The following is a 21,082-nucleotide window of genomic DNA, read 5'->3' on the forward strand; positions in this document are numbered from 1 at the left end:
CAAGGCCGTAGCGTAACCCGTTGTATTGTAATAGGATAGCGTGGTTTGGCATAGTGCGGTGTCCAAAATTCTATGACTGATATCATAGTGATGTATGATAGAAAAGACATAGTTTAGAGATACCAAACTACAAGCGCGCTGTACATGCAACACACCGGCGGACATCTTTCGAACGAAGTAACCTCATGCGCAAAGTGCGGATCGGTTCATGAGTCGATCTTTTGTGTCTTAAATATTCATGAAAAAGAGACACTGTCCGAAAACAAGTCATTTGTTCTGTATAAAAAAGGTCAAATGGTTTTTTATGAGGGCAACTATCCGCAGGGGCTCTACTGTATCTACTCCGGTAAAGTAAAAATCCATAAACACGGTTACGATGGAAAGGAGCAGATTCTTCGGTTTGCAAAAAAAGGCAATGTTATTGGCTATCGCGCACTCCTTAGTGACGAGAAGTACCATGTGTCTGCTACCGCAATCGAGGATTCGTTGATTTGCTATTTCCCCCGCAACGTTTATCAGGAAATGATTGCCGGGAATCCGGCATTGTCGATGCAAATCATACGGTTGCTTACCACAGATTTGCGGTCGGCAGAAGAAAAAACAGTTAACATGGTGCAGAAGCAGGTACGCGAGCGTATTGCCGAGGCTTTGCTAATGTTAAAAGATTTCTTTGGTACCGAGGATGATGGGGCAACCATTGCAACGGTGCTAACGCGGGAGAGTATTGGGAGTATTGCTGGAACAACCACCGAAACCGCAATCAGAATTTTATCTGATTTTCACAAAAAGAACGTCGTTGAGCTGGTTGGAAAAAAAATTAAAGTTGCCAACCAGAAAGAACTGGTAAAAATTGCTAATCTTGGCGATTAGTACACACTTCATGCTCCGGGAGTGTTTTTGTTACTCAGCCCGGTAAAAAACACCCTTATTGGTTTTTCGTTGCATGGACTGCTTTACGATCAGATAGGCAACGGCTACAAGATTGCGGAGCTCGCACAGTTGAGGCGAGAGAATACTCCTGTCATAAAGATTTTTTGTTTCTTTCTGAATTATGCGTATTCGCTCCATGGCGCGCTTCAAACGTTCGCTGGTGCGAACGATCCCAACGTAGCTGCCCATCAGTTCCTGAAGTTCCTTTCGTGTTTGCGTAATCAGTATCTGCTCACTTGGGTCCAGTGTTCCTTCGGCATTCCAGTCGGGAATTGCAGTCTGTACGGTTGTCTGGGAGATGCGGTTCGTTGCAGATTCATAGCATCGATGTGCGAAAACAACGGCTTCGAGCAGTGAGTTGGAGGCAAGTCTGTTTGCTCCATGCAGTCCGGTGTATGAGCATTCACCGCATGCATAAAGGTTGTTTATCGAGGTCCGGCCGTTTGTATCCACGCTGATTCCACCACACAAATAGTGTGCAGCCGGGACTACCGGAATCAGGTCAGTTGCAACATCGATACCAATGTCTTTGCACTTCAGATAAATATTGGGGAACTGACTAATAAAATCATTGATATCCAGGTGCCGGCAGTCCAAATACACAAACTCCTCACCCCTTTTCTTCAGTTCGTGGTCAATTGCACGAGCTACAATATCGCGTGAGGCAAGTTCCTTGCGCTGATCATACGTATGCATGAACTCGCACCCATCCTGCGTACGCAGAATTGCGCCAAAGCCCCTTACAGCTTCCGAAATCAGGAACGATGGACTTTCATTGGGAACGTACAGTGCGGTTGGATGGAACTGAACGAACTCCATGTTCCTGATATCTGCACCGGCCCGGTATGCCATGGCAATACCATCGCCGGTGGCAATTATCGGGTTGGTTGTGTTTTTGTACACCTGACCCACTCCTCCGGTGGCAAGCAGGGTAATGCGCGACAGCACTTTGTCAATTTTTTTACTATGTAAATTTAAGACGTAGGCTCCGAAACAGGTTGGGGTTTGGGTAGGGGGCTGAAGGCCCGCATCCGTATGATGCTCGGTGATGATGTCGATAGCAAAGTAATGCGAGAGCACTGTGATATTCGGAGTGCGATGAATCTGCATCAGAAGCGTCTTTTCGATTTCCAGACCGGTAGAATCGCGGTGATGAACGATACGATTGGCTGTATGACCGCCTTCCTTGCCCAGATGGTATTCCTGGTTTAGCTTGTCAAACGAAGCTCCCCATTCAACGAGCTCATTGAGTCGGCTTACGCCCTCGCGTACTACAAGCTCAACGACGTCTCTGTCACACAGACCGTCGCCAGCAACAAGGGTATCGTGAATATGTTTTTCAAATGAATCAAACTTGTTGTCCAGTGCAACGGCCACTCCACCCTGTGCATACTTTGTATTTGATTCGCTTTCATCTGACTTTGTGATAATCAGGACAGAAGCATTGGGATCATGCCGGGCAGTTTTGAGCGCAAACGTCAGGCCGGCTATTCCCGATCCAATAACCAGATAGTCAGTGCTGATCATGCAGGTACGGGTACATGCTGTTTGCTTGCAGATAATTCAAGCATTCGTGCAATTGGCGTTAGTGCTTTTATACGAATATCTTCGGGAATCTCGATGGCCGGTAATTCGTCACGCATACAGAGATACAACTTCTCTAACGTGTTTACCTTCATAAATGCACACTCGCTGCAAGCGCAGGTATTGTCTTCGTTCGCTGGTGCCGGTATGAGCTCTTTCTCCGGTGCTTCTTCGCGCATCTTGTGAAGAATACCGGCTTCAGTAGCTACAATAAACTGCCGGGCACTGTCATTTTTCACAAAGTTGATCATTGAAGATGTTGATCCGACAAAGCGGGCAACCTGTAGAATATGTGTTTCCGATTCCGGATGGGCAATGATTTTTGCCTCAGGAAACTGGTTGCTCAGCCGGATTAACTTATCAATTGAAAATGCTTCGTGTACAATACAAGCCCCTTCCCATAACACAAGATCCCTACCCGTCTGATTGGCAACATACCTGCCAAGATTCTTATCGGGTGCAAAAATTATTGGCTGATCCTGAGGGATTGAGTTGACAATATCTATAGCATTTGACGATGTACAGATGATATCGCTGAGTGCTTTGACTTCTGCGCTGCAGTTGATATAGGTAACCACCGTGTGGCGCCGGCCGGAAGCATTCTTTTCATCAATAAACCGTTTAAATGCATCGGGCGGACACGAATCGGCGAGAGAGCACCCTGCTGCCAGATCGGGCAGAACAACTTTTTTACCGGGATTGAGGATCTTGGCTGTTTCGGCCATAAAGTGGACGCCGGAGAAAACAATCATGTCTGCATCGGTTTTCGCAGCCTGCTGTGAAAGACCAAGACTATCACCAACGTAGTCAGCTATCTCCTGAATTTCCGGTACCTGATAGTAATGGGCAAGAATGACGGCATTCTTTGATTCGCGCAAATTTGATATCAGCGTCTTTAGCTGTTCAGTATTTAAATTAGTGCTATTCACAACTGTCCTTTCTCCGTCTGGTGTATGTGCAAAATTACCACTTTCCCGCTGTTTGACTGATGGTGTCCGCAGACATTCAGGTGCAGGAACAGTGACGAGGCCGAAAAAACTCGGATTGCAAATACTCGAATGAGTTAGGAAGTATTGAAGGTCAGGTGTAAACAGTATCTGTTTTCGTAATTAGCATACCTACAACACGCATGGGGCATATTGACCGGGCAGCAGTTTCGCACGCAATAGATCGTCTGGATAAGATGATAACGGTTTTTTCCTCATACTCCGATGAAGTCTTGGACGAGGTTGACCGCCTGCTGGAGGATCTGCACGATGGGACCTGCCCGGACCTTTACAGTCGTGTAATCGCGATTAAGTCGCGAGTTCGGCCACAAAAAACCGACCCTTCAATTTTGCTTCAATACTGTGCAACTGCTGTCAGGTTAGCGGAGACGATAAATGATCCTGAGATTCTTGCAGGTACATATCATAACGTTGCCGCCGTACATCAGGGTGTTGGAGATATCGAAACGTCGGCAGCTTTTGTTCAGAAGGCGTTGGAGACAATCCAAAGCAGCCCGAACACATTCCTGTTGGCCGAAATACTAACCTCACAAGGCTTTGTTTACTACCAGCAGAATAAGTTCGCTGAAGCACTGCCGGCCTTTACTGAAGCTCTTCGCTTACATCGTGAAGTTAATGATAAACACTCTGTCATCAATAACACGATAAATCTCGGTCTAATCAATTTTCATCTGGGTAATTACCCTGAGGCGCTATCCTACTATAGCGAAGCTCTTGAAACAGCTACCGAACTGAATTCGGATGAGAAGCTTGGATTAGTAAACAACAATATCGGGATGGTCTATTATATGATGGGAGAGTTTAATCGGGCTCTTTCATATTACTCTAATGCCCTTGCGATACATGTACGGATGGGTAATTCGTACATATTGTCACGCGATTATAATAACATTGGATTGTGTTTATGGAGTTTGGGCCGACATGATGAGGCAATTGAGAACTACCAGATCAGCCTTGAGCACTGTGATGCCTCGGGATATGAATATCTGAGGCCTACGATTTTGGAAAACCTAGGACTGGTGTACTTTGCCACGAATGAATACACCAAGGTTAAGGAGTATTTCACAAAAGCACTGGAAGGACACAGGCAGACAAACCAACCACACTCGTTGGCCCGGCTGAAGGGTAATCTGGGTATGTTGTATGCACAGAAGGACTTTGATGAATTTGACGTCTCTAAGGCAGAAGCATATCTCCTCCAGGCTGTGCATGAGCTTGAAGCAATTGGCAGTAAGCGAGAACTCTACGAGTACCTAAAGGAACTGGCCAGGTTGTATCAGGATATGGAGCAATGGAAACCAGCCTTAGAGTATTATGTGAAGTATATTCAGGTTGAGAAAGAAGTTCAAAGTGAAGAGGCCCGGCGTGCTGCCGAACGTCTGGATGCCGAACGCATTGAAAATGCCCGTCAAAAAGAAATCGAGATCGAACGAACACGATCAAAGGAGAGAGAACAAATACTAAACAACATTTTACCCGAGTCAATAACAACGCGGCTGATTAATGGAGAGAATCCGATTGCAGACTATTTTGACTCCGTTTCGATACTGTTTATGGATATTGTTGGATTCACCGGAATAGCCTCGACAGCCGGAGTTTCACAAATACTATTCCTGCTAAATACGGTGTTTACCATTACAGACGGTATCATGAAAGAATATGGTCTGGAAAAGATTAAAACAATTGGCGACGCCTATATGGCGGTGTCGGGCGCTCCCGTGTACCGTGAGGATCATGCACACTACACGGCACAGGCAGCCTTAGCACTACGGGATGCCATCGGTTCGCTTAGCCTGCGTGATTATAGCTCAAGCCCTGATCAACTGAAAGGTTTGCCAGACGGAATTCAGGTCCGTATCGGTGTTCACTGTGGCTCGGTTGCCGCTGGTGTTGTTGGTAATAGTAAGTTTTTCTATGATATGTGGGGCGATACCGTAAATACGGCCGCACGCCTTGAATCACATGGTCAGACGGGTAAGATTCACGTTTCCAAAGCTTTTGCAGTAAACCCATTTACGCAGTCGGATGCATATTGCTTTGTTCAACGCGGTACAATGGAGATTAAAGGGAAGGGGCTGATGGAAACGTATTTTCTAGAGAGAAAACGGTTCAATTGATACATATATTAAAAAAACATGACACGCAACCGATATCCACGATGAAACCGGCAAACAGTGTGGTGCTGAATTTGGAAATAAAAGACATTCATGAGTTTGCCACGAAACAATAATGTCCCTTAGGGAATTGCACGTAGGGTACATGATGGTCTAACATCTAAAACAATAACTGTATGACATCAAAGGAAAGGGGGCTGTGACAACGTTGTGGCCGGACATCCATTTAACTATACTCGGTCATGAATCAACAAAAAACAATTGCAGAAATTGAACTAATATTATACGCGAACCCGTACAGCCATAATGTTGAGCTGATCCAGCAGTGTATCAATGAGCTCGAGATGATTAAATCACCAAGAGCAGCTACATTAGTGTTGTATGCAAAGGCACGTATTCAGCATGCTCAATCAAATAGCAAAATAAGTTCAGAACTCTACAAACAATGTATCGACAAGTTTGTAATCGAAAGTGATAAAATTGGTACTGCTCACTCATGCACTGGGTTAGGGTTATGCTACGGTGCTATGGAAATGTACCCACAGGCGCTAGAGAGCCTCAATAGAGCCCTTACGCTGTTTACAGAGCTTGACGACAAAGAGAATTTGCCAATAATATTCAGTAACCTGAGTAGGATGTATTTCCTTACGGAAAACTATGCTTTAGCTGTGGAGTATTCTGAGCAAGCAGCTGCGAAATACGAAGAGCGAAACGATAAACTTGGCCTGGCACGCGCGATAACGAATATTGGAATCGTGAATTATTATTCAGGTGATTATCCAGGGGCTTTTGAATATTACGAGCGTGCGTTGAACCTGTTTACTGAAATAGGTTCAAAATATGGTATTGCATCTGTTAATATGAATATTGGCGGCGTACATGTTACTACAGGGAATTATCCGCTGGCTATAGAGTATTTCGAACGTGCACTAACCATGCACGAAGAACTGGGAGATAAAATCGAAGTTGCACGAACGATTGGGAATATGGGTGCAGAATACACCGAAACTGGTAACCTATCGCTTGGCTTGGAGTATATAACGCGCTCACTCTTAACATATGAAGAGCTGGGAGAAATGGCCGAAATCGCAGGGCTAACAGGTAACATTGCTGAAATATATCGCAGGCTTCATCATTATGACCTGGCTCTGAGCAATGCTCAAAAGTCGCTTGAGCTGAGTAATAAGCTAGGTATGAATCAAAAATCAGTAGATGCCCTTAGTACAATTATAGAAATTTATCTTGCGATGGAAGATTTGGCTCAAGCAGAGCAGGTAATTAGCGCTCTTGATAACATAACGGCACTTCAACCAAGAAGCGCAATAGCGGTTGCGCACGCACGCTGTGGAGTTAAGATAGCTCGAGGCAATTTGACGGGCGTGGCTGACATACTAACCTCTACCTTGGAGCTGGCCAAAAATCACGGGTTAAAAAATCCAGGAAGCAGAAACTCACAAGCTCCTGCGTGACCTTGCTCAAAAACAAAATGATTTTGCGGGTTATATCGAACACAACAACGAATACACCCGTATTACTGAAGAAATCAATGGTAAAGAGACGGCGACCAGGCTGGCCATGCAGGCTAAAGAGCGCGAGATACGTGCAGAGCGTGATGAGTGTGAACGAGAAAGAGCGATCTTATACTCAACCCTTCCAAAGAGTGTTGCCGACAGGATGGTAAAAGGTGAAACAGTTGACGGCGACCATTTTGACAATGCTGCTATACTCTTCGCCGATATTGTCGGCTTTACCTCTCATAGCAGCATTTTACATCCACAGCAGATAACAGAATTTCTTGCTCAGATTTACACAGAGTTTGACAAGCTATGTGAGAAATACTCTGTCACTAAAGTTAAAACTATTGGCGACTCATACATGTGTTTTAAAGGCGATGGTGAAGCAGAGGAAAACGCAAACTCAGTAGCCCGGGTAGCATTGTCCATAATAAACTCAAACTTCAAGTGGCCGGTTCCCGGCGGAGGCGAAACCACAGCACCGGACCCGGTACAGTTCAGAATCGGTATTGCAATGGGGCCTGCCACCGCCGGCGTTATCGGCACCGACAGGTTCCAGTACGACGTCTGGAGCGATACCGTGAACCTTGCCTCTCGAATGGAGAGTACCGGAGAGCCCGGACGCATCCAGGTGAATGAAACATGTGCACAAGCCCTTGCCTTGCGCATCCCGTCCTCTGTCCTTTACACCCTTGTTCCCCGAGGCACTGTAGACGTCAAAGGGATTGGGACTGTACAAACGTGGTGGTTAGAGGGGGGTGAGGTTACCGATCAGTATAGAGAGAGCATACTGCCTTCAACGCTTGGAGTTGCTCGTGGTACTGGAAGACAGGTTTCGTCCATGTACGCCTTATGTATTAGCAAACTAAGGGTTTCGGTTTTGCCGTGGTGCAGCGCTTGATTTACATCAGGAAGGTAACGGAGTAGCGCACGGTGCGGGGCCGAGTCAGGTGAGTTTGTGAGATGCGCTGTCCAGACTGGACTACAATTGGGGAAAAGCACAATCTGGGTATATTTACAAATTCACGAAATGTTGGGTTCCGGCTTTGGGGTAAGAGTAGAGTATTGTAATCTGCTGTATATGTAATTCAATTGTCTTGCCACGATTATACAATGAATACCACTGATCTTGATGAGCTGTTAAATGCAGTCTTACCAACGATGGAAGGCAGCAGGGCTGAGCTGCTACAACAGATAATAACGGAGCTCGGTAGCAGAGCCGAATGGAAAGCAGAAGCATTGCTCAATATGGTACGTGGTTACGAGGCTGCAACCACCATGCACTTTCCACAGGCACTTGATGATATGCAGCGGGCTCTGTCGCTGTTTAAAGAACATGGCCACGGCCTTGGTGTGGCATATTCGCTTAAGAATATTGGCGACATTTATACTACAATGAATGACTATTCGCCGGCACTTGACTAAATTCAGGAATCACTTGCGCTTGGTAAGGAAAATGATAACAATAAACTGATTGCCGATGGACTGTACAGTATTGGCAGAATTTATTGCAGTATGGAGGATTACAGCAAGGCTACGGAAGCACTGCAAATGGCGCAAAGCTTGTACAATTCTTTGGACGACAAACGAGGAATTGCAATCATAACCGGTATGCTCGGTGAAATCAGCCTTAGTATGCAGGATCGGTCTGCAGCCCTGGATCAGTTTCATCAGGCAATCAGATTGCTTCAAAGAGAAGATGAAACAGAGCTGGTTCGACGATACACATGCATGGTAGTAACAGTATTGATTAAACAAGGAGATATCGAGCGAGCAGCAGAAACATTTAGCAAGATAGACACTGCGGAAATCTCCGACCCGAATGAAAGAATCCCGGTAGAGATTGCACACGCACTACTGCTCAATGCTGGGGGGCAGCGCTCTGCGGCAACGGCCTCGCTTGAACGATGTTTGGCGCTCTCACGCGAATACGGTCTGAAACGGCAGGAAATGGCTGTTCACAGCGAACTGCGTGATTTTGCCCGTGTAGATCGCGACCTGGCTGCCTACATTCTGCATAATGACGAGTGCCAGCGAGTAGGCGAGGAAATAAGTAGCAGGGAGTCAGCCATACAGCTTGCATTGTCATCGAAAGAAAAAGAAATTCTGGCAGAGCGCGAAGAGCGCGAGCGGGAGAGAGCGGTACTGTACTCTACGCTGCCAAAAACAGTTGCCGATAGAATCATTTCCGGTGAGTTGGTAACGGGTGACCATTTTGATGAAGCCGCTGTGTTATTTGCTGATGTTGTTGGGTTCTCACACAATAGTGCCGGCACGGGGGCATCCCAGGTAACCGCATTGTTGGCACAAATCTTTGAAGACTTTGATGAAGCCTGCGAGCGCTATGCCGTAACAAAGGTTAAAACAATCGGTGACTCCTACATGTGTTTTTGTGCGGAAGGGAATGCACTGGTAAACGCAACAGCGGTAGCGAATGTGGCTGCTCATATCGTTGATTCCAACTTCACGTGGCCAGGTGGCTCCGATAGAAGCGAACAGCAGCAGTCACGGGTACAGTTCCGCGTCGGCGTGGCAATCGGGCCCCTGGTTGCCGGTGTAATTGGTACCGACAGACTCCAGTATGATGTCTGGGGTGATACCGTTAATACGGCTTCGCGCTTGGAGAGTACCGGTGAGGCCGGACGCATCCAGGTGAATGAATCGTTTGTACATGCACTGGCCGAAGCCCCCTTCCAACTTATTCCCAGAGGTACGATTGAGGTAAAGGGTAAGGGGGCTATACACACGTGGTGGTTGGAGAGCAGAATATGACCAGTTCTGTATTTGAATTGTGCGAACATACGTTGAACAAAGCAGTTCAGACCAGGAGCTCGGACGAACTGCAGAAGTTTCTGGAAGAGCTTTCCGATGTACCCGGAAGCACTGCTGATGGAGTACGCCACTTTATCCGGGGTGGTTTGGCACTCAATGCACGAGAATTTAAGTCGGCAATAGCAGAGTACCAGAATGCACGTGATGTTTTTGGGAGTATCGGCTATAACCTTGGCAAAGCTCATGCAGCTTCGCAGTTGGGAATAGTACTACACATGACCGATGATTACAATCAGGCACTCGAATGCTACCGAAGTGCGATGTTGATATTTTCAGAACTTGATCAGATCCGTGGAGTTGCGTCAGTAACCGGCAACATGGGGCTGCTTTACACCCACACTGGCAAGCACCTGGAAGCGATGGAATGTTATCAGCGAGCGCTTGCTTTTAATGAGCGGATAGGCGATAAACGCTATGCTGCAATTACAACCAGTTGTTTGGGGCAACTCTCCGTAAGCCTCGGTAATCGAGTTGAGGCGTTCGAATATTACCAGCAGTCATTGGAATTATATAAGGAGATTGACAGTAAGGATGGAATAGCAATCGTAACCGGGAATATCGGCATTGTCTATTATGAATCTGGTAATTATCCGGAGGCACTCGAGCATTTCCATATAGCCTTTGACATCGGCGAAGCTCGGGGTGATACGCGTAGTATTGCCATCGTAGCTGGAAACCTGGGTAATGCTTATACAGCCATCCGAAAGACTGAGCTTGCGATTGAGTACTATAAAAAGTCAATAGCATTACAAGAAGTAAATGAAAACAAAAAAGGTATCGCCCATGTATCGCTCGGCTTAGGTCGGGTTTACCAAACCATGGGAGATTATCAGAGCAGCCAGCACTATTTCCGTCAGGCATTCAACCTGTTTAAGGAGATTGGCTTACTCGATGACTGTGCATCAGCGGTATGTGCACTTGCATCGTTATTTGTTGTTAACAAGGATATTGATGCAGCGGAACGTATAATGAAGGAGCTTAGCTCCCTTGAATATACCCGGCCGTTTACCATTATCGATGTAGAGCGTATGCGTGCCGAACTGCTGCTGTACAAAGGTCGTTTTGATGAGGCAAAATCCATAATCCAGTCAGCTATTGAATTGGCAGGTTTACACGAGTATAGGAGTAAGCAGGCTGAATGCTATGGCCTGATGTGCAGGCTTGCAGAAGGCATAAATGATATTGACGAATACATTGAAAACCATAAGCAGTATGATACGTTGGCAAAGGAGATCAGCGGCAAGGATGCTGCGATAAAACTTGCAATTCAGTCAAAAGATCGTGAACTGCGCAAAGAGAGGGATGAACGTGAAAAGGAACGAATGGTACTCTACTCAGCTCTGCCGAAAAGCGTTGCTGACAGGCTGATTCGCGGGACGTCCATGATTGCTGACGACTATGACAATGCTGCAATTCTATTCATGGATGTTGTAGGATTACCAGTCACAGCAGTCAGTTGAAGGCCCACCAGATCATAGAACTCCTAACGCAAATCTTTACCGAGTTTGATTCGTTTTGTTTGCAGAATAAAGTAATTAAAGTGAAAACAATTGGTGATTCTTATATGTGTTTTCGTGGTGACGGCAGTCATACAGAGAATGCCATTTCAATCGCCAATGTTGCCTTAGCCATGGCAAGCGCTAAATTTACCTGGCCTTGTGCTGTAGGTAGCGGTAGTACTGATCCGGATCCCGTACGCTTCCGAATCGGCGTTGCCAGTGGCCCGGCGACCGCCGGAGTGATTGGCCGTAAACGTCTGCAGTACGATGTATGGGGAGAGACAGTATCTGTTGCGTCACACATGGAACATACCGGGATGCCCGGACGGGTTCACGCGAATGAGACCTTCATCTCGGCACTTAAAGCCGGCCAGGTTGCACGGTATCAGATTGCCACGTGTGGCGAGGTAGTGATTAAAGGGAAGGGGGCTGTAGATACGTGGTGGTTAGAGGTACTTACACAAGATTAAGGTTATCCATGAATACAATGCGAACACTTGAAGAACTAGAAACGAATACCTACGAAGCTACTAATAATGAAAACGATTCTGAGCTTAAACAATGCATAACGGAATTAGAAAGCCTTACCTCGCCAAAAGCTGAAGCATTGATAGTGTATGCCAAAGCAAGTATTGAGTTGGTTGAACGCAGATATGCCGAAAGCACTGAGCTCTATCTACAAGCACTTAGCATGTTTGCTAAGGTAAACAATACACGAGGTATGGCATACTCGAACAATGGGGTTAGTGTATGCAAGTTCATTTTAAGCAACTATCCTCAAGCTTTAGAATACTTTGAAGTTGCCCTTGAATTGTATGAAGAATTAGGTGACAAACATGGAATAGCGGCAGTAACCGGGAACATTGGCAACGTGTATCTTTCGATGGGCAACTATCCTCAGGCTTTAGAATACTACGAGCAAACTTTACCATTGTATGAACGATTGGGCGATAAACGTGGAGAAGTAAAAATAGCCGGGAACATTGGCATTGTACACGGTCAAACCGGTAACTATCCTCAGGCCTTGGAATACTTTGAGCGAGCTCTAGCACTGTGTAAAGAATTGGGTATGAAAAGTACGATTGCAAATGTTACTGCATCCGTTGGTAACGTATATGGAAGAACAGGCAACTATCCACAGGCCTTAGAACACTACGAACGCGCTCTGGACCTATGTCAAGAATTGGACATGAAAAGTTCGATTGCACATGTAATCGGGACCATTGGCTTTGTATATAGTTCAATAGGCAGCTATCCAAAGGCTCTAGAATACTATGAGCGGGCTTTGGAGATGCATGAAGAATGGGGCGTGAGCAGAGAAATAGCACGTGATTTGGGAAGTATTGCGGAAATACAACTGGCAATGGGTAACTACGAAGCAGCCCTTTCAAGTGCACAGCGGGCCCTATCCATCAGTAAAGAACTAGGTATTTCAAATAGTACTTCTCGTTTCGTGAGCATAGTCACGCACGCATATGTGGAGGCTGGTGATGTTGAACAAGCAGAAGAAACAATTGCCACGCTTAAAGATACCGTAATCGCAGAACCGGATGTTGCCGTTCGTGTTGAACACGCACGCTATGCCGTCCGCATTTGCAAAGGGGATAACGTAGGTGCGGCAGAAAGCCTGCGAAGAGCGCTGGAGATAGCTCAAAAACATGGCTTGAAACCAGAAGAAGCAGACACACAAAAGCTCCTTCGAGACCTCGCCCAGGAGAACAATGACCTTGCCGCCTATATCGAGCATAACAATGAATATACCCGACTCACCGAAGAAATTAACGGCAAGGAAACCGCAGCGAAACTTGCCATACAGGCGAAGGAACAAGAGATGCGTGCAGAGCGAGAAGAGAGAGAACGTGAAAGGGCAATCTTATACTCAACTCTCCCAAGGAGCGTTGCGGATAGGATGGTGCAAGGCCAGAAAGTTAGCGGTGACGAGTATCACGAAGCAGCAGTACTCTTTGCAGATATCACCGGCTTTACCAGGCATAGTAGTAATTTGTCTGCAACGCAGGTAACCGAGTTTCTTGCAAGTATCTTCACCGCATTCGATAAACTCTGCGAGCAGCACTCAGTAACCAAGGTTAAAACCATTGGCGACTCATACATGTGCTTCAAAGGCGATGGTGAAGCAGAGGAAAATGCAGATGCTATTGCCAAGGTGGCACTTGGAATAACCGATGCCAGCTTCACGTGGCCAAGTCCTGATCGAGCCGAAAATTCAATACCGGATTCGGTGCAGCTTCGCGTAGGCATCGCCATAGGTCCTGCCACAGCCGGCGTTATCGGCACCGACAGACTCCAGTACGATGTATGGGGTGACACCGTAAACGTTGCTTCCCGCATGGAAAGCACAGGCGAGCCCGGACGCATCCAGGTACATGAAACAATTGTTGAAGTGCTCGCCAAAGCCCCTTACACCTTCATCTCCCGTGGCGACGTTGAAGTAAAAGGGAAGGGGGCTGTACCAACCTGGTGGTTAGAGGTGGGTGACTGAAGAATCTTATGGTGTCCTGCCTTACTCGTGTCAGCTTATCACTCAGTTTGCGTAGCATCCCGGCTATTAATATTCACTGAATCAGAGTCATTACACATTCCGTTAAGGAGAGCATAGTGTACAAGCTCCTGGACGGTATGAATGTCAAGTGCCGTCATAATGTTTTTTCGATGTGCTTCGATGGTGTGGGTACTTCGGTGTAAGTGATCGGCAATTTGGCGAGTGGTCATGCAATCACAGCCAACGAGCTTTACAATCAGCCGTTCAGTAGGAGTAAGATCTACTCGCGGGAAGCCAGTCTTGGGTGCCGAAGCAACAGGAGTAGGAATTACAGCAAGACCATTCATGACGTTGGTAATAAGAGTGTGAATTTCTTCGCTACCGCTGTTTTTGTAGAGTAGGGCATTCGCTCCAGCCTGATGTGCTTTTGTGTTCACTAACTCGGTATTGTGCATCGTATAGAACACAACCTTGATTGACGAGCGCAATGCCTTCACGGCCTTACATACCTGCAACCCGTTCATTCCGGGCATTTCGAAATCAGTAACTACTACGTCAACGTCGTTGAGCAGTGCTTGTATCTCGATGAGCCCCTTTTCAGGATCGGTTGCTGTACCGATGACCTTAATACGAGGCGACAGTGAAAGATCATGACGTAAGCCGTCAAGAATAACCGGGTGATCGTCTATACAATACACTCTTATTGGTTGCTTTGGATTTACATCAGTGATAGTCATAATAGCTAATATCGGTTTTTGAATGGAATTTCAATCGAAACAGATGTACCACGCCCCGGAGAGCTGTCGATTACTACGTTTCCGCTGTGTGCACTGGTACGAGCCTGAACAGAACGTAGCCCAAGCCCCTTTACCTGATTTGGATGATAATGAAAGCCACAACCGTCATCGTCAACGATGCAGCATACTTCGTTCGCATGCACAGTAATCTGGATATTAACATGGGTTGCATGGGCATGAACTACAATATTCTGCAGGAGGGTTTGGAGAATACGATAGATGGTACGGGCAATTGCATCAGTAAGTAGTAAAGCGTTACCACGCATCTGCTTATTAAACATGAGGGATGGCACGGTTATCTGTATTGATTCAACCAGATCGTGAATCGCCGGTTTGAGAGTGCTCGCACTAATGTGGTGTGCGGTCAGAGTATGTGAGAGCCGACGCGTGCTTTCTGTTGCCTTGATCAGAGCTGTACGTATCACGTTTACGACGTCATTCTTTGTATCACTTTTTATTAAAGGAGAAAGCCGTTCAATACCCCGTAATGCCACCAGCAGGTCCTGACCGATTGAGTCATGGATGGTGATGCCGATTTCTTTGAGCATTTGTTCCTGAGTTTCTACAATGACACTGGTTTGCTCTTTATGACGTTCAAGTTCCTTTGCAGCAAGTTCTCGTTCGTATTTAAGGCGCAGCTCTATTGTTGTTAAAGCGGATTCATGTGCCGATTCTAATCGCTTTGTCTGCACGTTAGCCAATTCTTTAACAACTGCCTGAATCAGCGACTGCTCCGAAAGATCATCCATAAGTACTTGTAAAAACAGAGCATATTCCTCTGTTAGTGCCACCTGTTCGGTAGAAGATTTTACACGAGCCAGAATCTGTAGCCCACGCTCAATGTTACCATCTAAGTCTGCCAGTCGTAACTGGACGTATCCCAGATCCAGCGAAATTTGAGGACTATTGTTCTCGGCTCCGATGCTCTCAAAGTATTGTATCTGTTGGCGTGCTTCCTGAATTTTGCCATTAGCAAGGTCAAGGTAGCATAATCCTATTTGCAACCGTATAATGTAGTTTACATCATCAGAATCAGTTAAGCATTGAAGCGCTTCACGATAGAGTGCTTCCGATTCCTGATTATCGTCTTTAAACGTTGCATTTATTGCCAGGTTGTGGAGAACAATAGCACGCTCCGGACCCGGCTTGTTGTAGGGTGGACTATCCAACAACTGGTAATACAGTGCTGTTGCACCATCACGATCACCAGCATGTTGCATTGTTGTTGCAAGGTTCACCTTGAAGCCGGCTACCTGATAGATCGTACCATATTTCTGTACAGCATCCAAGGCAGCGATATATTCTGTTGTTGCAGTTCCAACATCGCCACTTGCAAGCATGAGCGATGCAATTTCGCCCGTACATAAGGCCTCATCTAGGGGACGCTGAAGATCCTGAAAAATAGTACGTGCTTTAATCTGATGCGTAAGGGCAGATTCGAATTTGAAAACCAAACGCTCTGCCACTCCTATTCTGTGGTGCCATGCTGCCTGAACGTCATCCCCAAGCCCCCTAACAGTCTCAGCAATTTCGGCAAGCACTGACAGAGCCTGTTCGGAGTTATTCTTCAGACAGTACAGTCGGGAGGCAACAAATGCATGTGCAACACCCAGCTCTACAGACTCAGTCGGGTTAATTTGCTCGAGAAGTGTTGCCCCATGTTCAAAGTCACGAGATAAAACTGCCTGGTTTGCTTCGAAAAGTGTGCCCCACACTCCCGAAAGAGTGGATGTAGGCTGAAGTGAGTTTATGTCTGTAAGAAACGTTGAAAGCATGAAATCGTACGAAATAACTGAATTCAGGGATAGTGCACTACAATTATATGCAAGATACATGATGGCGTAGTCTATCAATCCCGGTACAGTGGATTCGGATGTGCGAGTTAACGAATATCGCTGTTGGTAGAACCGAGCGAAGTTAGCATTAGGTGGTGTTGCGGTATTATGAGGCTGACGATGTACCGGGAATGGTTAATGTGTCTGCACCGTATTGTGTCAGCAGGATCAGCAGCATTCTATGAACAATGATTCGCCCCTGACTGCATTAACACTTGAGATTGTTTCGCTTCTACCACGGTATGTTTTCGTTGATACACACTGAAGCAGTCCCTGCTGTGTATTTCGCACAGTACATACAGCCCTTGCTGGTGTAAGCTATTGGAAGAGCCTATTGTCAGCACGATGGGTACGTACAGCCGTTTATATAGCCGATCACTGAAAGCAGATCAGAGTGTGAGCCAGGGAAAATAGTATGGGTGTTTCTCTGCCTTCGTCCGTTGCACGAAGGGTATTGTATCTTTATCTTGAATTTTCGCAGTCATCCAGATGGTTTTGCAGGTCATTAATCTCGAATTCCATATCTCGGATCTGTGACTCCAAATCACTGATTTCGTTGCTTTTACTATCGTTGTCCGCTTCAAAGGTATTCACCTGCTCCTGCAGTTCATCGACGGTGTAACCGTACTCAGATACGTCTGGCTCAGTCTATTGAGCTGTTTGCTCCAACTGCTGAATCTGCTCGCGGAGATTTGCAATTTCCTCCTCCAGAGTGTATACGTATAGATAAGTAGTTCCGGCGATCCAGAGAACAAAACAAGTTGTAATAAATACTTTTTGTGAGAATTCCAGCCCGCCCCACAACATTTTCATAGCAGTCACAAAACCCAATATATATAGTGCCGGTATAAAGACAATAAACTTGACTATTTCCGGAAATGATTCGATACGGTTAAAAAAACGCTCTAGCAGTTCTTCATCTTGAGAGCTCATGATATCTCATCCTCCACTGATGTGTATTTTTATACGTGGCCAATTGGATACGCACAGCCACTTCTAAGTTGGATTGTTAGTTAAAAGAGTTGACCCTGTGCAAGGGTAGGGGGCTTTGTAAGAGTAATCGATGTGTCCGGAGCAGTACCATGTGTGATTGCAGTAAACCCTGACTTCGTTGCATAATCAATTGCGTCCTGAGTTCCGCTCTGTTTTCCTTCGGTCGTCACCGGTGGATAGGCAACGATAATCTTATTAGAGAGTGCTACGATAATTTTATTTCGTGCCATTGCAAGGCCTCCACGGAAGCCTTGACCTGGCGGGTAGGGAAACACGATGAGTTGCTTCCTGGCTGCCTGGATAGTATTGGCATTTACTACCGGGATGACTACTGTCCACCCTCCTTCGTTCTGTGCTGCCATGGTTGCTGTATTGTCAACTCCCTTGGCGCCACCGCTAACAGTTACGGTGTTGGTGCGGACGTTGTTGAGAGCTGCTGCCCTGGCTGATGCTAACCCGGCTTCGGGGGTGTCCCGCGGACCGATTACGGCCGTCCAGTCAAGATCTTCAGGCGGAGGCTCTCCGGTTGCGATAAACATTTGCTGGAGCTTTTCACGAGCGCTGATTTCCCAGTAATGCTGGGGAAGCGAGGTGTCACCCGGGCAAATAATCCATCTGTTCAGGTCGTGAAGTTCCTCAAACCTGTTAAGTGTTTCCTGTGTAAGCACTTTCTGAATCGAATCCTGGTACACCAGGGGAAGATCTGTTTGAGAAAGTTGCCAGTTTCGCTGAATACAGTTGATAAAGTCGGAACCGACTTGCTCATCAGAAGAACTCTTCCCGTTAATCGCAGTGACAATTTCCCGAATCTTCACCGGACCGATGCCTTTTGCCAGCAGCATGGTGTAGTAAAAGAACTGACGCTCTCTTGATGATTGGATAGTCATGAATATGCTCCCACCTTTGCACCGCAAATTACGTACACATGACTGATACCGCCTTTCTCTTTTAGCACCTTGGCAACAGAGTCAAGCGTCGCACCGGTTTCCACCACGTCGTCAACCACTAAAACAGATTTTCCTTCATACCGCCGGTCGGTAACTGAGAAGACGTTCTCTAACATCTTGACCCGAATCTCGTAGTTGGGCAACCCCTTTATAACGTCCGTTTTCAATGTTTTTCGGAGTATGGTATCATCGTATGGTACATGGATTCCCACCGCTATCTGCCGGGCAAGTTCCAGTGCCGGCTGAAAGGGACGATCCAGCTTTGATGGCGGTACCGGGATTACTGCATCGAAGCATGATTTGTCCTTGTCCAGCTCTTTGAGTCTGCTGTTGATTTGATTAACCATCAATTCTGCAAGAGTGAGAAGCGCACTACGATTGAAGCAGTACTTCATCTGATAGATTAGCTCTCCAATAACTCAACGCAAATACTTGTCATCTTCGGGATTGTGGTACGAGTACTTTCCCATTGCCCAGCCTGTATCAAAACTGTTTATGGTTCTGAATTTGGAATTATATTCCTTGCCTATTCTGATGGGTTCCTCAGAATTCGAATCAGTGTTGTGGTTGCTCATAATAACCTACTTGGTGTGGTGTTACTGAATAATATAAGAAATGGTAATTATCGTTCAATCATTAGCGGGAGTTCAATAACGCTGCTTTTCCGTATGATGCGGACGCTGTAGCGTCCGGCAGCCATGGTTTGCGGAATGACAAATGTTGCTGTGTCCGAAGCGGCTTCAAACTGTTGCATTGCCCTGCGACCTTCCAGGTCGTACATGATTACGATGTCGCCAGCTTCAAGGTTGCTGACTGTTACGCCTCCCGCCGGTTGCGCGGGATTGGGATAGATAGCGGCTTTGACGTTGATGTTCTTGTCGGTTTGCTGTGTGCTTGACGGCTCAAGACTGCAGTAGCTGCTCAGACCCGGGTCGGCATAGTTCATGGCAAAGCCCCCTTCCATTGTATTGATGATAAATTCGTATATGGCATGGGGCTTGGACTCACGTATGCTGCTGTCCCAACCCGTAACTCCGTTGGTGACGATGGAGGTGTCGTTGCTGACGTCGATACCGTTTCGATACACCGTTGGCCTGCGCGTGTAATCGTGCCAAACCCAGATTCCCCAGTGCTCGGCACCGTTGCCGGTGAACAGTTCAAACAGGTTGTAACAGGTTGCGTTGTCGGCTTCTTCGTTGCAGTACACCCAGTCGTTTACGATGTGCAGCTTGCCGTTGCAGTACTGTGCGTACAGGTCGGAATATTTCCCGTTGGCAGGCAGGATGCCATCCAATTCGCCTTCGGTAAACGCGCCGTCAACGGTGCCGACACCTGTGCATGTGCTTATATGCTGTTCCATGCTGCCAAGACGGTACGTGGCGGTGTTGCCCGAAAGTTCACGGGTGAGAGTGTTAGGCTCGGTTTCGAGCCCTACCACGCCACTATTGGGGATGTAGCGCTCTGACTGACGGGTTGTGACTCCATCGTTAGAAAAATAGGCAAGGCGTATGTGTGGCTCACGTACCAGACCATAACCATCGATACCATCCTTGTCGCACTCCAGACCAACGGTTGTCGAGGGGGCTGTCTCGACTGGGTCGGAATTTATCGGCAGGAAGAATAGTCCTACGCTTGCCCGGACGCCAAACTCATACATGGTGTGTGGCGTAGTATCGGAAGGCGATGTACCAAAACCGAAGGCTCCGCCACGCACGATCGTGGTATCGTCGGTTACATCATTGCCATTTAGCATCACGATAACCGGGCGTGCTGTGTCGTGAGTGACCTTTATCAGCCATGCTTCCTGACTATTGCCAGTGCTAAAGCCGAAGAGGTTGTAGCAATTCTGCTGGTAGGTCCCTGTACCGATCAGCCAGTCGTTCATCAGGTACATGGTCTGGGTTTGCGGACAGTAGTCCAGATACATGTGTGAGAAGCGTCCAATAAGCGGTGCGATACTACTCCATTCGCGTTCGTTGTTCTTTAGTGTTGTAAACGATCCGTCGATTACATGACGCTCTTCACAGGGAAGCGTGCCAACGCTGCCACCATTGGGATGCGTCTTCGGAGTGTATGAATACGGTCTTCTGTCGGCTTTGTGCAGATCTTGCCGCGGGCCGTCCTGTGTACGCGGATCCGGATCTGCCTTGTTGACGCCCTGATCCAGTGTGTCGCGATGGTCTATAAGTTGAAGTGTTGTTTCGGCATACGGCCCGTCGGTAACACACACTGCAAGAGTTGCCGGAATACCTGCTGTAACTCCTGGTAACAGCACTGTAAGGCCATGGTTTGTTTTCGAGAGAACTGTTGCTTCAACGCCATTAAGGTACACGTGAAACCGCTGTAACGCTGCATTGGGCCAGTCGGACTCAGGGACGGCAGTTATGGTGACAGACTGATTGCTTTCTGCAAGAGCCGGTGCCTGAATGTTGAACGTGTAGGTTGGCATTTCACACTGACCAAACAGGTTTGATGAAGTCAGGATGATTACGATTGCCATGCAGTTGAAAATGATATTTTTCATGATATT

The 21,082-nt window shown here is 46.9% G+C and carries 18 protein-coding genes; 9 read left to right on the top strand and 9 right to left on the bottom strand.

Going from position 1 to position 21,082, the window contains the following annotated elements:
- Positions 1-144 precede the first annotated feature (144 nt).
- Positions 145-870, top strand: a complete 726-nt coding sequence (locus HRU79_10535) for a Crp/Fnr family transcriptional regulator (protein ID QOJ27054.1) — start codon at positions 145-147, stop codon at positions 868-870.
- Positions 871-900: 30 nt separating this feature from the next.
- Here HRU79_10535 and nadB read toward each other — a convergent pair whose 3' ends face one another.
- Together nadB and nadA are read right to left on the bottom strand one after the other, a co-directional pair.
- Complete coding sequence (gene nadB, locus HRU79_10540; protein QOJ27055.1) at positions 901-2,457, bottom strand: L-aspartate oxidase; 1,557 nt, start codon at positions 2,455-2,457, stop codon at positions 901-903.
- A complete protein-coding gene (gene nadA / locus HRU79_10545) occupies positions 2,454-3,443 on the bottom strand; it encodes a quinolinate synthase NadA (GenBank protein ID QOJ27056.1) in 990 nt (329 codons plus the stop codon). Before nadA ends, nadB begins: the two co-directional genes overlap by 4 nt.
- Positions 3,444-3,697: 254 nt before the next feature.
- Here nadA and HRU79_10550 point away from each other — a divergent pair, with 254 nt between their 5' ends.
- From HRU79_10550 to HRU79_10585, 8 genes are all read left to right on the top strand, one after another.
- Positions 3,698-5,638: a tetratricopeptide repeat protein gene (locus HRU79_10550; protein QOJ27057.1), complete on the top strand. Its 1,941-nt coding sequence runs from the start codon at positions 3,698-3,700 to the stop codon at positions 5,636-5,638.
- A 239-nt stretch (positions 5,639-5,877) separates the two neighbouring features.
- Entirely contained in the window at positions 5,878-7,104 is a 1,227-nt protein-coding gene (locus tag HRU79_10555; GenBank protein ID QOJ27058.1) for a tetratricopeptide repeat protein, read from the top strand.
- Between the two features lie 106 nt (positions 7,105-7,210).
- Positions 7,211-8,050, top strand: a complete 840-nt coding sequence (locus HRU79_10560) for an adenylate/guanylate cyclase domain-containing protein (GenBank protein ID QOJ27059.1) — start codon at positions 7,211-7,213, stop codon at positions 8,048-8,050.
- Positions 8,051-8,262: 212 nt separating this feature from the next.
- Positions 8,263-8,574: a hypothetical protein gene (locus tag HRU79_10565; protein ID QOJ27060.1), complete on the top strand. Its 312-nt coding sequence runs from the start codon at positions 8,263-8,265 to the stop codon at positions 8,572-8,574.
- Between the two features lie 126 nt (positions 8,575-8,700).
- Complete coding sequence (locus tag HRU79_10570; GenBank protein QOJ27061.1) at positions 8,701-9,921, top strand: adenylate/guanylate cyclase domain-containing protein; 1,221 nt, start codon at positions 8,701-8,703, stop codon at positions 9,919-9,921.
- Complete coding sequence (locus tag HRU79_10575) at positions 9,918-11,441, top strand: tetratricopeptide repeat protein (GenBank protein QOJ27062.1); 1,524 nt, start codon at positions 9,918-9,920, stop codon at positions 11,439-11,441. The genes HRU79_10570 and HRU79_10575 overlap by 4 nt, the downstream gene beginning before the upstream one ends.
- Positions 11,438-11,950 carry a hypothetical protein gene (locus HRU79_10580; protein ID QOJ27063.1) on the top strand — a complete coding sequence of 171 codons (513 nt, stop codon included), beginning with the start codon at positions 11,438-11,440 and terminating at the stop codon, positions 11,948-11,950. Before HRU79_10575 ends, HRU79_10580 begins: the two co-directional genes overlap by 4 nt.
- Positions 11,951-11,967: 17 nt before the next feature.
- Entirely contained in the window at positions 11,968-13,980 is a 2,013-nt protein-coding gene (locus HRU79_10585) for a tetratricopeptide repeat protein (GenBank protein ID QOJ27064.1), read from the top strand.
- A gap of 38 nt (positions 13,981-14,018) precedes the next feature.
- On the opposite strand, the gene HRU79_10590 is transcribed toward HRU79_10585, so the two are convergent.
- The 7 genes from HRU79_10590 to HRU79_10620 form a co-directional block, all read right to left on the bottom strand.
- Entirely contained in the window at positions 14,019-14,717 is a 699-nt protein-coding gene (locus HRU79_10590; GenBank protein ID QOJ27065.1) for a response regulator transcription factor, read from the bottom strand.
- Between the two features lie 5 nt (positions 14,718-14,722).
- Positions 14,723-16,552: a hypothetical protein gene (locus tag HRU79_10595; protein QOJ27066.1), complete on the bottom strand. Its 1,830-nt coding sequence runs from the start codon at positions 16,550-16,552 to the stop codon at positions 14,723-14,725.
- 708 nt (positions 16,553-17,260) lie between these two features.
- Positions 17,261-17,545, bottom strand: a complete 285-nt coding sequence (locus tag HRU79_10600) for a hypothetical protein (protein ID QOJ27067.1) — start codon at positions 17,543-17,545, stop codon at positions 17,261-17,263.
- A gap of 80 nt (positions 17,546-17,625) precedes the next feature.
- Positions 17,626-18,492: a DNA-processing protein DprA gene (locus HRU79_10605; GenBank protein ID QOJ27068.1), complete on the bottom strand. Its 867-nt coding sequence runs from the start codon at positions 18,490-18,492 to the stop codon at positions 17,626-17,628.
- The gene (locus HRU79_10610; GenBank protein ID QOJ27069.1) at positions 18,489-18,899 is read right to left on the bottom strand and encodes a ComF family protein; all 411 of its coding nucleotides are present in this window, start codon (positions 18,897-18,899) and stop codon (positions 18,489-18,491) included. The genes HRU79_10605 and HRU79_10610 overlap by 4 nt, the downstream gene beginning before the upstream one ends.
- Before the next feature lie 72 nt (positions 18,900-18,971).
- On the bottom strand, positions 18,972-19,127 hold the full coding sequence (locus tag HRU79_10615) for a hypothetical protein (GenBank protein ID QOJ27070.1): 156 nt from the start codon (positions 19,125-19,127) through the stop codon (positions 18,972-18,974).
- A 47-nt stretch (positions 19,128-19,174) separates the two neighbouring features.
- Positions 19,175-21,076, bottom strand: coding sequence for a hypothetical protein (locus HRU79_10620; protein QOJ27071.1), 1,902 nt, complete (start codon positions 21,074-21,076; stop codon positions 19,175-19,177).
- Positions 21,077-21,082 lie beyond the last annotated feature (6 nt).

The sequence above is a fragment of the Ignavibacteria bacterium genome, from assembly GCA_015709655.1.
In the GTDB taxonomy this organism is placed as follows: Bacteria; Bacteroidota; Ignavibacteria; order Kapaibacteriales; family Kapaibacteriaceae; genus OLB6.